Genomic DNA, 13,211 nt, shown 5'->3' on the forward strand with positions numbered 1-13,211 from the left:
TCCGACTAATGACCCAGTCCGAACTCCTGCTTCAGATCCTGGTAGTCGCGCTCGATGCGCCAGCGCATCTTGGTTACGAACACAAGCTGTTCAAGTGTCGCCTCCCCGGGGGCAGTCGTGAGAAAGTACTTGAGCGGCTCCGTATCGCCATCGGGCCATTCAACGAGCAGCCATTCTTCGTCACGAACGGTACTTCGCTCATTGTCGCGATGTGCGGGACGAACCCGTACGGCGGCAAAGCGGGAGGAAAGTGCTGCGTTGCTGCCTTCCCGCCAGGTGACGGTGTGCCAGGCGTTCACGGGTAATTGCATGGCCAGCTCCTTTACCGCGATCGGTTCGTGGCCGGGCCCACGGCGCAACAATGTCGGTGGCTTGCCGCGCCCGCTCCAGGGCCCGGGCGGAAGCGGCGCCGTACCTGGCGCCCACACAGAGGTGCCCGGCCGGATCCCTACCGCGTACAACAAACCCAGTTCAGTTACGCCCTCCCGGAAGGCGGTTTCGTCGCCGTAACCAGCATCGGCCAGCACGATGCCCGGCGCAACGCCGGATGCTATCGCCTCGCGAAGTTGGGCCAGCGCAATCTGGGGCTTCGTCTGAAAAGCAAGATCGTCGGGAATGCCGGCGCGACAGGCACGCTCCCGGTCGTCAATCCATTCCTTGGGGACATACAGCTGCGAGGCAATCGGCAGGCTGCCGCGTTGCGTCGCGATCGACAGGCTCACTGCGACCTGACAGTTGTCCTGTTTGCCGAGCTGGCCACAATACTGACGTGCCACCCCGACCGAATGACGTCCCTGCTTTGGAAAACCGGTGTCGTCAATAATCCAGTAATAGCCGCTTTCTTCAGCGGCGTGCGCGTCTAACGCGGGCATCACCCATTCGCGTATCCGCTGCAGGACCGCACGGTCTGACCAGTCAGCCTTGGCCACAAAATGATGGAGTGACTGGTGCTTTGCACTCGCGTGAAGCGGGTCAATATGCGCGGCCATTGGCTCGACGCTCTTGCGTGACAACGGCAACACCAGACCTGAACAGTAACCCTTGAGGCCGGCATGACGATCGGCGTGACCCAGCACTTGCGTCAGATGGTTAAGATACGAATCAAATTCGTCGACATCTTCTCTCATCGCGATCACCCGGGGTTTGTATTATTCAATAGTACCAGGTATCATTCCATCGCCAATATTGTTTATGACACAGTCAGACTAGGCGGTACGCGAGCAACGCTTACGTTGAAGCGAGCCCTTGTAACTGCGTGGACTTTTGCGCGATCAGCTTCTTCTCTCGGCACTGGGCCCCGTGTTGTCGTATGGACGGTCATAGACCGTCAGGCCCGTTCCCGCCGGTATAGCCGGGTTCAGACTCGAGGCCTGTACAATAACTATCCCAGCGCTCGATTTGTCCATTTGTAATCAGATAGGACGCGGCCATAGGTCGTTCGATGTGGTAACCAAGCTGTTTTGACTGGGCAATCCAAATCCAAGTATGAAATATGATGGGCCCTTTCGCCACTACCACCGGAAACCGGAAATCTGAAATCTCGCCATGGGCAGTTTGGCGCTCGATTTCCTGAGCATACATATCCAGGACCTGCTCTCGCCCGTGTACGACGTGCTCACCGCGCCAGCCTGTGCGAACGGTAACGTCAGGGGCAAAGAAATGGCCAAGTCTGTTAATGTCGAAAGGAAGTGTTTTCCAACACAGCCAGAAATTATTTAGCATCGCCAAATTACTACGCTCTTGCTCGGTCAACTCGTCGTTTACCCAAATTTGCTTCTCGCTGGAATCACTCGGGGTGGTAAGGTTTTTAACGGTATCCTCCAGATCCTGGCGCTGTACCATGGATATTTGATGTGGAGTCCTTACTTGCATGTTGAATCTCCGCGGTAGATTTCATATGACATGGTGCCGAATTCTGTACGTGAGCGAGTCGAGGATCGTTACCAGTTGAGTAAAATACAGTTTTGAAAATATACAGCTATAGGCTGTTGTCACTCTCTATATACTTCCGTTTTCGTTACTTGCAGTATATCTTCGCGCATCAAATTTTTGTTGCGCGATGTAGCATCCCATGACGCTGCCATCCATCAACCATAGCGAGACAAACCATGGCGATGCGTAAGCGGGAAGACTGTCCCGAAGTGTTTCCAAACGCAGCGGGCATCGATATAGGTGGTTCGAGCCACTGGGTAGCGGTACCCAGGACCGCGGACGATAAGCCGGTGCGGGAATTCGGCACGATGACCGACGATCTGAACGCGATGGCCGACTGGCTGCTGGCGTGCGGTGTCGATACGGTGGCACTCGAATCGACCGGAGCCTACGGGACCGGTATACGAGGTGCTGGAGCGGCGCGGGCTGGCGGTGTGGCTGGTCGACGCGCGGCAGATGAAGTACGTGCCTGGCCGCAAAAGCGATGTGCTCGACTGCCAGTGGCTGCAGAAGCTGATGAGCCTAGGGCTGCTGCGGGCGGCCTGGCGCCCCGGCGACGAGGTCTGCGTGGTGCGTGCGGTGGCGCGCCAGCGCGAGGTGCTGCTTACCGAGCAGGGCAGCTGGGTACAGCGCATGCAGAAGACGCTGGTGCAGATGAATATCCAGCTCAGCGAGGTGCTGAGCGACATCATGGGGGCGACGGGACAGGCGATCATCCGCGCGATCGTCGCGGGCGAACGCGATCCGAAGGTTCTGGCCCGCTACCGTCACGGCCGGATCAGGCGCAGTGCCGACGATATCGCCCGCGCATTGACAGGCAACTGGCGCGAAGAGCACCTGTTCGTGCTGAAGCAGGCGCTATAGATGTACGACGACATCGCCCGTCACCTTGGCGAATGCGATGCCCGCCTGCAGACGCTCGTGGACGAGAGTGGCCGCCACCACGTTGACATGGGTACCGGGCCGAGGGCCGGCACCAGGCTGCGAGGCAACTTCGACCAGCGGCAGCGACTCGCCAAGTGGGCGGGTGTCGATCTCACGCGCATCAACGGCCTGGGTGTGTCCACCGTCCTAACACTGCTGTCCGAGATCGGCCCGGACCTGAGCCGCTTTGCCAGCGTGAAGCATTTCTGTTCCTGGCTGGGGCTGACGCCAGGCACGAAGATCAGCGGCGGCAAGGTATTGTCCTCAGGCACGAAACGCTCGGCCAACCGGGCGCGGCAAGCGCTCAAGATGGCGGCCATGACCCTTTCCCATAGCGACTCTGCGCTGGGCGCTTTTTACCGCCGGCTGTGTGCCCGGATGGACAAGCCACGCGCCAACACCGCAGTGGCGCACAAGCTCGCGCGCATGGTGTATTCATGCTGACACGCGGCGAGGCCTTCGTCGACCAGGGACAGCAGCGTTACGAGGAGCAGCAACGCCAACGAAGTATCGCTGCCCTCAAACGTCGCGCCGCCAGGCTGGGGTTCCGCATTGAATCTGTTCCGGCGACAACGTAAGAGCTACCCGACATTGGAGCCGATGCTGAATCGGGCTTGGTGCACAGCACTCACTACACCGCGGCCAACGAGTCTGATGTGGCGCACACCCATGAGGTGCTGCACGGGCAGGAGGATGACGTCTTTCTCGATGCGGGCTACACCGGCGTACACAAGCGCGGAGAGATTCTAAAGGCGCAGGCAGAGGGTGCCGTCAAGACGGATGTGCGGTGGTCGGTGGCCATGAAGCGCTCCAGGCTCAAGGGCATTGCCGAAGGGCCGCTGAAGCAATTGACGCAGGCTTTGGAAAAGGTCAAGGCGCAAGTCCGTGCCCGGGTTGAACATCCGTATCACGTGGTGAAGAATCTGTTCAGGCACAAGAAGGCTCGCTACCGTGGATTGGCCAAAAATGGTGCGCAGTGCGGCACGTTGTTTGCGCTGGCCGATCTGGTGATTGCAAAGAAAGCGTTGCTGCAATCAATGGATAACTCCGTCTGCAAGGCGGCATGAGGCACGAACACCGGGGTAAAAGCGCCGGAAAATGAAAATATCGAGCTGGCAAGTCGTCAAATCTGCCGTTGGATGACGAAAAAAATCGGCATCACTCCGGCAACGCTGCGCGCTGACGCTTTGTTCAGCGGTTCCTTAGCGGTCACGGTTTCAGTGTGGCAAGAGCGATTGGATCTGGCGCAGTCGATGCGGGAAAGCCCTTATCCTAGGTCGTCGCGTTGCTAAATTCAACATTCGAATTTGCATAACGAAGTCTCCGAGGATCGCGCGTAGCCTAAACAAATATAACGTAGGTCCGTTTTCAACGTGACAGGAGCGGAACACAATGGCAAACGTCAGTACTGAGCTGCGAGCTGGATGTCTTTTTACGGAAGATTCCGAGGATGCGATTCGGGATGCCATCTCGGTCGTCCGAGCAGGCGATTCTCTGAATCCATCTGCATGGCCAAATGGTGCTCGAGTAGCGGTCGCTATCACGTTCGACGTGGATCACGAATTTCCGGTATCCAAATTGGATCCCGCGATACTTTCGTTGGGCCAGTACGGCGCGACAACCGCGTTACCGAGAATCCTGACGCTGCTGAAGAAGCACGAAGTTCCCGCGACCTTTTTTGTTCCGGGAATGGTGCAGAGGATCCATCCCACGACTGTGCCCGAGATTCTGTCTGACGGTCGTCATGAGGTCGGTCTCCATGGCTGGGTTCATGAGCGGGCTCCCGATCTTCGAGACCGGGAAGAAGAGTCTAGGATGATCTCTCGAGCTATCGAGGTGCTGACCGAAGCGGCGGGCGGGGTCAGGCCTGTCGGTTATCGCGCGCCTAATGCGGCTATCAGTGAGCACACGCTGGAATTGCTCGAAGAACATGGTGTGCACTACGACAGCACTTTATCCGGGCGGGACGAGCCTCACGAGCTTGTTCTGCGGGGCAGGAAGTCTTCGCTTGTGGAGATCCCGATGTCTTGGGAAGGCACCGATTATCTTTTCCTGCACAACGACGAATTTTGGCAAGGTTCTCTGCCTTGGCCGACGGCTGTATTGGATGTTTATAAGAGCGATTTTGATGTTGCATACAATGAGGGCACGATTTTCAATCTTGTATTGCACCCCCAAGTCATCGGGCGGCGATCGAGGCTTGTCATTTTGGATCAATTGATTAGTTATATAAAATCAAGGAATGATGTCTGGTTCGCGACGCTTGGTCAAGTGGCTGAGTACGTGAGCAATAAATGATCTGATCTGTATGAGTCTATCTGATCTGCGATAGCGTGATGATAAATTTGATTGAGGCTTGGAATGAATGTTAAAGCAGAGATGGATGCTGTTCTGTATCCGGAGACTGGACCCGATGGGTTACCGTTGACGCCATTAACGCAAGAATTCTACAGCTCGGAATTGTGGTATGAGCGGGATATTGAACGAGTGTTTAGTCGCAGATGGCTCTTTGTGTGTCATATTTCGGAGTTGCCAAATTCCGGAGATTACACGACTTTCGAGTTGGGAAAAATCAGCATCATCGTATCCCGCGGGCAGACCGGTGAAGTCCATGCCTTCCACAACGTGTGTCGGCATAAGGGAACGCGTCTGCGTGAATCGGGTAAAGGTAATGCGCGTGTATTTACATGCCAATTTCATGCGTGGTCATACAACACTGACGGCACACTTCGCCTAGCTCCCCACATGCCTGATCTTGATAAGGCATGTTATAACGCGAAGAGTGTTTGGAGCGAAGTTTGGAATGGCATGATTTTCATTAATCTTCAAACCGAAAAGCCGAAATCGGTCGCTGATTACCTTCAGAATGCTGATTTCCGTGGACACCGCTTGGAGAGCGCCAAGGTTATTGCCGAAAAGGATTATGTAACCAAGGCTAACTGGAAGATAAATGGCGAAACTTTCCAGGAGTGCTATCACTGCGCAATTGTTCACAAGGCCACGCTCGGGAACATTATCAATCCCATTACGACTTATACGGCTTATGACGATGTGGCGCCGGGGGTCGGGAACGATAGGGAGTATATGATTTTTTCGGACAACTTGACCGACGGGCAATTTGCTCCGGGTGTTAAGACCGAGACCATGGATGGTCAATTCGTGACGAAGCGGCTGATGGGTGATGGCCCGGAGCCGCAGGCGGCCAAATTATTGTCTTGGTTCCCGAATTTTTCCGTTGGTGCTTGGCCGGACTTTGCTGTTGTTGTTGACTGGATTCCGGTCTCGGCGCAGGAGACGCTTTTCAGGACCCGATGGCTGGTTCATGCCGATGCCGTTGAGGGGGTCGATTATGACGTTGATACGGTCATTGAGCTTACTGATCTGACCAATATTGAAGACAAGAAAATCGTTGAGCTTCAACAGCAGGGCGTGAATTCGCCCGCTTATGTTCCCGGCCCTTATCAAATCCCTCTCGAGGATGATGCGCGAAAATATATTGCGCATTATCTCACCATGGTAAAAGAGGTTAGCACGTGGTCACGATGACGCTCTTTGATAATGGTACTATCAGGGCTCGAATTGATTCTGATGGGGCCAAATAGCATCTGTGGCATTGCGGTCCCATGTAAATTTTATTTTGCGTACTTTTAATTTATGAAACCACTGAATCACCTTGGTAAAGCAATTACATCGGCGGACTGGCTTGATGTACCGACGAACCGGATTGCGTTTCGTAAAATTGAAGACGTGTTGCCGATCGCGAAAATTGATAATGGGCTGTCGTCGCAAAAGAATTTTGAGCAACGCTTGATCCCGTCGGAATTCTTGAGTTTTCAAGATTCCACGGGCGTGTTTAGTATTGAGAAATTCCTCGAAGATACTTATACCGATGGTTTTTTGATTTTGCATAGCGGAAAAATCGCATACGAATGGTATACCCCGACACAATCCAATAGCGATAGGCATATAGTATTTTCGGTGACCAAATCGGTGGTGGGGTCGCTAGTTGGGGTCCTTATTGATCAGGGAAAGATCGATCCGTCGGAATTTGTGCCTCACTACGTGCCGGAGTTGCGGGGCACGGCATTTGATCAAGTCCGTGTTCAGCATCTGCTTGACATGACTGTGAGCCTTGACTTCACGGAGTCTTATCTCGACCCGAGTGGCGCGTATGCCCGTTACCGGCGTTCGGTTGGTTGGAGCGGTTCTGAGATCGATTCGACGCATTCGGGTATGCACGCATTTTTGACAGAAATTCCGCTAAAAAACCAGCCTCATGGAAGCTCCTTTGATTATCTTTCGCCAAACTCGGATGTTTTAGGCTGGGTTTGCGAACGAGCAGCTAATGGCTCATTGGCCGCTTTGTTGTCTTCGCACATCTGGCAGCCTCTTCAGGCTGAGTCTAGTGCTTACATTACGGTAGATAGCCTTGGAGCGCCTCGAGCGGCGGGTGGTTTTGGATGCACTCTGCGGGATATGGCACGATTCGGCGAGTGTATGCGTAATGACGGAAACATTGATGGGCGCCAGATCATTCCCGCTTCGTGGATTGAGCGCACCATACAACGAACCGACAGTCAGGCTTGGAAGGCTGGCGCCATGGCGGATTGGATTCCGGGTGGTGGGTATAAAAATCAGTGGTGGCTGACCAATAATAAAAATAATGCCTATTTCGCAGCGGGAATTTACGGACACTGGATCTATATTGACCCGACGCGAGGCGTTGTAATAGTAAAGCAGACGTCGCGGCCCGAAGGGCCAGCAACTAAGGAAATGTTTCAGTACGAGCTTGGGCTTTACGGAAAATTGGCTGAGATCTTTCGCTAATCACACATGTCGTCAGATTACTTTGGCCGGTTGCAATGAAATCGAGTAAGTAATTCGGTTTTTATTTAGATTGGTTACGTGCGATTAAGAAAATTACTTTCTCGCTAGATAAGTAATCCTAAAGTTACCTGAAGTCTAATATTTTAATGGATGTGGCTGATGACTGAATTCAAAGCTAAAAGTGCAGTGATTATCGGCGGGGAAACTGGCATTGGTCGTGCATCCGCTGAAGCCCTGGCGAAGTCTGGTCTGTCAGTAACTATCGCTGGGATCATCGCTGCAAAAGGTCATGAAACTGCTGAGGTAATCAATGCTCGTGGCGGTGACGCGATTTTCGTGCATCTGGATGTTCGCGATTCCAAAAAGGTCACAGAGGTGGTGCAGCAAGGGCGAGCGGAAGGGCACGATATTCTGGTCTATTCTGCAGGGGTTTTTGATAATCTTGCTGGTTGCACTGATACTTCCGAAGAGCTTTGGAATCAACTGATGGATATTAATCTAAAGGGTTGTTTCCTTGCCAATAAGGCTGCGCTTGAAATCATGGTCAAGCGTGGCTGGGGACGAATCGTCAATATTGGATCTATTGCTTCATTCAATGCAAGTGCTGATGGATTTCCGTATACCGTGTCCAAGCACGGCATGGTCGGGCTGACTAAGCACATTGCGCGCCGATATGGAAAGGATGGCATCACTGCAAATTGCGTATGCCCCGGCATCATTGAAACGGATATCGTTTCCAATACGAAAAATATTATTGGGAACTGTGTTCCCGCGCTGTCGCAGGACATCATGAATGGAGATGGATGGAAAAAATGGGTTCCGGTTGGTCGCCAGGGCACGGTCGGCGAAGTTGGTGATCTGGTGGCCTACCTCGCAGGAGGAAGTGCTGGATACATAACCGGCCAATCACTTGTAATTGATGGCGGCTGGTTGACGGCATAAATGATTCGACCATTGACTTGTCATTTGCTGGACTGTCTTTAATAAAGCAAATATTTAAAAATTTGACTGGTCAAGTAGTAAATCGATATTTATAGCGCAATTTATTCGAAAATCAACTGTGGTTGATCTGGGAGCAGATTTAAATGCGTAAGTTATCCCGTTTCTACATTGACGGTCACTGGGTCACCCCTCTGACCGGGTCGGAATCGAAAGTGTTCGATGTCTACAGTCCAGTAACGGAGCAGCTTTCTGGGCAAGTATTGCTTGGCAGTTCGGGCGATGTCGACAACGCTGTTCGTGCTGCCAAAAAGGCGCTTGAGAGTTTTTCCGCCACTTCGAAGCTTGAGCGGATCGAATTGTTGCGGCGAATTGCAGAAGAGTATCGGAGACGACATGACGACTTTAGCGAAGCAGTGGCGGAAGAAATCGGATGTCCGCCTTGGCTGGCCAAGGATGGGCAATTTACTTTGCCAGAAATGCACCTGAAAGCAGGCATTGATTTACTGGATTCCTATCAGTTCGAGCACACGCAAGGTACCACTTTAATCCGGCAACAACCGGTTGGTGTATGCGGTCTGATTACGCCGTGGAACTGGCCGATTCTGCAAATCATGATCAAGCTCGCGCCGGCTCTTGCGACGGGCTGTACAGTGGTATGGAAGCCCTCGGAGTACTCGCCTTTTTCGGCGCAGATTCTGGCGGAGGTTCTGGACGCGGCTGCTGTTCCGCCTGGTGTCTTCAATATGGTATTCGGTGACGGTAGCTGCGTGGGCCACGCCATCAGCTCGCATGCGGACGTGGCGATGGTGTCTGTCACGGGTTCTACCAGGGCCGGTATTGAAGTTGCCCGTCAGGCTGCCCTTACGGTCAAGCGAGTTCATCAAGAACTGGGCGGAAAGGGGCCAAACATCCTCCTGGAAGACGCTGATTTCGAGACGGCAATTACGTCGGGTGTGCAATATGTCATGCTGAACTCGGGACAGAATTGCACGTCGCCAACGAGGCTGCTGGTTCCTAGAAGTCGCCTGGACGAGGCGGAAGCCATCGCAATGAAAGTGGCTAAGGGAATGAAGGTTGGGCCTCCGGAGGCTGAGGCAATGATTGGTCCTGTGGCGAACAAGCAGCAGTGGGAGCGTGTGCAGCATATGATCCAGCGAGGAATCGACGAGGGAGCGAGGCTGGTATTAGGCGGCACTGGGCGGCCGGAAGGCGTGGAGCGTGGGTATTTCGTTAGGCCAACAATTTTTAGTGATGTGAGCAATCAGATGGCCATCGCTCAGGAGGAAATTTTTGGCCCGGTGCTATCCATCATTCCATATGACTCGGTTGAGGACGCAATCTCGATGGCTAATGATAGTGAATTCGGGCTTGCTGCGTATGTGCATTCCGCGCGCCATGATGCTGCGATGCAGGTCGCGAGCCGAATTGTGTCCGGCCAGATCTACATTAACGGAGATATGAATCTGTTGGACGTCACGGTACCGTTTGGGGGCCGGAAGATGTCGGGGAATGGCAAGGAATTTGGTGCAGCGGGATTTGAGGCCTTTACGGAAAGTGTTGCATACCTCGGATTTGGCACCGCAAGTTGAACAGCCTATCTCTGTTCTCGTGAAGTAGAAAGCGTTGGAGGATTGATCTGCCGGTGGTCAATTATTTGCCGCTGTCGCGGATCGATTTCCGCTAATGAACGCAAGGTAAACAGCATGTCTTCTGACAACCAGGTCAGTGCTTCATCAAGTAAGCGGGAGATCGGCAGAACGCTAGCTGCTGGTCTGTTGTTTGTGGCGGGTTACATGAGCAACTCGATTTATCCGAGTTTTGTGGATGCCATTGCCAATACTGCCCGGCTACGTGATGTGAGTATTGGGGATTTTGCTACAGCAGAATTTCTGGCTTTTGGCGCCGCGCTCTTGTTGGCGGGGCGATATTTGCCACAACGTAAGCTCAGGTTGACGGCAGGTATTTGCCTCGTCATCCATTTGTTGATGGCATATGCCATGACAAAATTTCCACCGGGGATGCTGATTATTTGCCGCTTTCTTTATGGCACAGCTAGTGGAGTACTGGTGTCAATTGCATATATTCACTTGGCTCAGTCGGCACTTCCGGGGCGGACAGTGGCAGTGTACACGACAAGTTTAATGGTCACGGGAGTGGTCTGGTCGCTGGTTTTGCCTAAAGTCGTAGTGCCGTTTTTTGGGTATTCAGAAATTTTCCTTTTTCTCACTTTCTTTTCATTTGTTGCACTTATTTTCTTAAGGTTTTGTCCCGACGAAAATATTGTCAAAGACTCGACTGACGCCACGTTAATCGCTTCAAAAAATGAGAAGCTTGCGTTATCGTCGGTATTGATTCTTTGCAGTGTGGGGATGTGGTCATTTTTCATGATGACTTTTTGGGTTTATGCTGATCCAATTGCGAAAAATATTCCTGGATCGGTGGCCAAAAATTGGCTAACCATTTCGCTTGTCTGCCAGATTTTCGGTGCTGCATTATCGGCATTGTTCGTCGAAAAAATTCCCGCGATTCTGGTGCTGAGTATTGGTCTTTGCATTTCTATCATTCAGATTGTTGCGATTCTTGCTGGTGTGGATGGTATCGGTTTTGTGATGTGGACAGGGATTTATGGATTCCTCGGATATTTCCTCGTTGCTTTTTATATCAAGGTTCTCAACAAAGCAGATCCGACTAACCGTGCGGTAATTTTATTTCCGGGTGTGCAGATGCTGACGTCGAGTATTGGTCCAATGCTTGTCTCCAAGTTGGTATCTGAAACCAATATATCGGGTGTATTGAAAATTGATTTGATAGCGATTGTTACTTCACCTATTTGTCTCTGGTTGGCGATGGTTGTATATAAACGAGCTGCCGGACGTGTGCAGCATGTTGGACTCGCCGGTGGTGAAAGCCATTAGATTCTGATTAAGCGGTTCTGCTGGAGATAATTGCCTGATGGGTATCTACTTCATCGAGGGCCACTTATAAAATTCGGAGTATTTGTGGATAACGTTACGAACAGTCAGGCTCTCGAGGATGCGGTAAGCAACTCTAGTAAACAAGCGCGACTTTCCGGCCGCATGGGCACGACATCACTTATGTTGACCGTGCTTGCTTTTGCTGCACCAATGGCCGTGGTCGCAGGATATCTGCCATTTACGATTGTCGCCGATGGACCCGGTGCAAGTCTGGCTTTGTGTTTGACAACCGCAATTCTGCTCTTGTTTACAGTGGGCTATGTAACCATGACGCGGCACGTTCCGAAGCCCGGGGACTTTTATGCGTTCATTAGCTCGGGCTTGGGCAACGTATCCGGATTGGGAGCCGCATTTCTGGCTGTTATATCCTATGTGGCACTTTTGCTCGGGGGCTACGTCTTTTTCGGAATTAGCGTGAGTTCGGCAATTGTTAGTGTGGGCGGAGTCCAAGCGGAATGGTGGGAATGGTCGCTGCTCGGTTGGATTGCCGTCAGTGCGTTGGGGTATTTGCACATTGAATTGTCTGCCAAGGTTCTGTCAGTTTCTATGATGATAGAAATTGCCATCGTGATGATTTTCAATGTGGCCGTGATTCACTCCGGGGGCGCGGATGGACTGTCGGTCGAACCATTTACGCCGTCAGCCTTTATTCGGGGAGATGTCGGCGTCACTTTGCTGTACGCGATTCTGCTGTTTGTCGGATTCGAGGCAACTGCGCTGTTCAGGGATGAACTGGTCGAGCCGGATCGGACTATCCCACGTGCTACATATGGCGCGGTAATTTTGGTCGGACTTTTGTATACACTTTCGTGCTATGCGCTCGTGTCGGCTTACGGCCAGCATGTATGGGATATCGCGAAAAATGATCCGGCTTCGATGTTTGCCCATGCGATCGGCATCTATGCTGGTCGGACCATGGCGCAAGTGACTCAAGTGTTCGTGATCATGTCTGTGCTCGCTTCGTTGATCTCGATCCACAATGTGCTTTCCCGCTATGTTTTCAATTTGGCCGCAGACCGGGCATTTCCGAAATACTTTTCAAGTGTGCACTCCCAACATCGCTCGCCGCATGCGGCTTCCAATCTGATTGCGTTCGTTGCGTTACTGCTCATTGGATCGCTCGTATTTACCCATGCCAATAGTGCGGAGACGTATGGGATGGCTGCGGGTATTGGTGGGCTCGGTGTTGTCGTGCTGATGGCAATGGTGAGTTATTCCGCCGTCGCGTGGTTTGTCAGAAATGGCATGCCGAAAGAAGAAAATGCCTTCAAGACATTAATTGCACCCGGAATATCCGCCATTCTTCTTACGCTGACCGCGATTTTCGGAGTTATCCATCTTGATCTGGTAGTCGGCGGAAAACCAGGGGAATATGAGTGGGTTACGTATTTCCTGCTTGCGGCATTCGCGCTCGGAAGCCTCGTTGCGTTCTATTTCCGCTGCGCAATGCCGGAGGTATATCAAAATCTTGGGCGTGCAGAGCGTGTTTTTGAGTTTTTGGCAAATCGACAGGAGCGGACCGATCAATTATCGGATTGAGCTTCGGGTCTGGCCAAGGCCTGAGCTTGCCAGCGGCGGCGCCGGATTTTGATGAGATTTGGCATTTTGCGA

The 13,211-nt window shown here is 52.5% G+C and carries 8 protein-coding genes and 3 pseudogenes; 9 read left to right on the forward strand and 2 right to left on the reverse strand.

Going from position 1 to position 13,211, the window contains the following annotated elements:
- Nucleotides 1-8 precede the first annotated feature (8 nt).
- Nucleotides 9-1,127, reverse strand: a pseudogene (locus B0G76_RS41900) (IS701 family transposase); the annotation flags it as partial.
- A 190-nt stretch (nucleotides 1,128-1,317) separates the two neighbouring features.
- A complete protein-coding gene (locus tag B0G76_RS41905; RefSeq protein WP_147394167.1) occupies nucleotides 1,318-1,872 on the reverse strand; it encodes a hypothetical protein in 555 nt (184 codons plus the stop codon).
- A gap of 236 nt (nucleotides 1,873-2,108) precedes the next feature.
- Between B0G76_RS41905 and B0G76_RS41910 the strand changes: the two are divergent.
- The 9 genes and pseudogenes from B0G76_RS41910 (at nucleotide 2,109) to B0G76_RS41950 (ending at nucleotide 13,139) form a co-directional block, all read left to right on the forward strand.
- Nucleotides 2,109-3,434, forward strand: a pseudogene (locus B0G76_RS41910) (IS110 family transposase).
- Between the two features lie 12 nt (nucleotides 3,435-3,446).
- Nucleotides 3,447-3,923, forward strand: a pseudogene (locus B0G76_RS41915) (transposase); the annotation flags it as partial.
- Between the two features lie 325 nt (nucleotides 3,924-4,248).
- Nucleotides 4,249-5,154: a polysaccharide deacetylase gene (locus tag B0G76_RS41920; RefSeq protein WP_120298567.1), complete on the forward strand. Its 906-nt coding sequence runs from the start codon at nucleotides 4,249-4,251 to the stop codon at nucleotides 5,152-5,154.
- Between the two features lie 63 nt (nucleotides 5,155-5,217).
- The gene (locus tag B0G76_RS41925; RefSeq protein WP_120298568.1) at nucleotides 5,218-6,402 is read left to right on the forward strand and encodes an aromatic ring-hydroxylating dioxygenase subunit alpha; all 1,185 of its coding nucleotides are present in this window, start codon (nucleotides 5,218-5,220) and stop codon (nucleotides 6,400-6,402) included.
- Between the two features lie 108 nt (nucleotides 6,403-6,510).
- On the forward strand, nucleotides 6,511-7,683 hold the full coding sequence (locus tag B0G76_RS41930) for a serine hydrolase (RefSeq protein ID WP_120298569.1): 1,173 nt from the start codon (nucleotides 6,511-6,513) through the stop codon (nucleotides 7,681-7,683).
- A gap of 159 nt (nucleotides 7,684-7,842) precedes the next feature.
- On the forward strand, nucleotides 7,843-8,625 hold the full coding sequence (locus B0G76_RS41935) for an SDR family NAD(P)-dependent oxidoreductase (protein ID WP_166679213.1): 783 nt from the start codon (nucleotides 7,843-7,845) through the stop codon (nucleotides 8,623-8,625).
- Between the two features lie 143 nt (nucleotides 8,626-8,768).
- Nucleotides 8,769-10,214 carry an aldehyde dehydrogenase family protein gene (locus tag B0G76_RS41940; RefSeq protein WP_120298571.1) on the forward strand — a complete coding sequence of 482 codons (1,446 nt, stop codon included), beginning with the start codon at nucleotides 8,769-8,771 and terminating at the stop codon, nucleotides 10,212-10,214.
- A gap of 114 nt (nucleotides 10,215-10,328) precedes the next feature.
- A complete protein-coding gene (locus B0G76_RS41945; protein ID WP_120298572.1) occupies nucleotides 10,329-11,540 on the forward strand; it encodes a hypothetical protein in 1,212 nt (403 codons plus the stop codon).
- A gap of 84 nt (nucleotides 11,541-11,624) precedes the next feature.
- A complete protein-coding gene (locus B0G76_RS41950; RefSeq protein WP_220700831.1) occupies nucleotides 11,625-13,139 on the forward strand; it encodes an APC family permease in 1,515 nt (504 codons plus the stop codon).
- Nucleotides 13,140-13,211 lie beyond the last annotated feature (72 nt).

The organism is Paraburkholderia sp. BL23I1N1, from assembly GCF_003610295.1.
Classification (GTDB): Bacteria; Pseudomonadota; Gammaproteobacteria; order Burkholderiales; family Burkholderiaceae; genus Paraburkholderia.

Bases quoted from the DNA above. Each gene is read 5' to 3' on its own strand.
- B0G76_RS41940 (WP_120298571.1), top strand. From the start codon at position 8,769: ATGCGTAAGTTATCCCGTTTCTACATTGACGGTCACTGGGTCACCCCT.
- B0G76_RS41920 (WP_120298567.1), top strand. From the start codon at position 4,249: ATGGCAAACGTCAGTACTGAGCTGCGAGCTGGATGTCTTTTTACGGAA.
- B0G76_RS41925 (WP_120298568.1), top strand. From the start codon at position 5,218: ATGAATGTTAAAGCAGAGATGGATGCTGTTCTGTATCCGGAGACTGGA.
- B0G76_RS41905 (WP_147394167.1), bottom strand. From the start codon at position 1,872: ATGCAAGTAAGGACTCCACATCAAATATCCATGGTACAGCGCCAGGAT.
- B0G76_RS41930 (WP_120298569.1), top strand. From the start codon at position 6,511: ATGAAACCACTGAATCACCTTGGTAAAGCAATTACATCGGCGGACTGG.
- B0G76_RS41935 (WP_166679213.1), top strand. From the start codon at position 7,843: ATGACTGAATTCAAAGCTAAAAGTGCAGTGATTATCGGCGGGGAAACT.
- B0G76_RS41945 (WP_120298572.1), top strand. From the start codon at position 10,329: ATGTCTTCTGACAACCAGGTCAGTGCTTCATCAAGTAAGCGGGAGATC.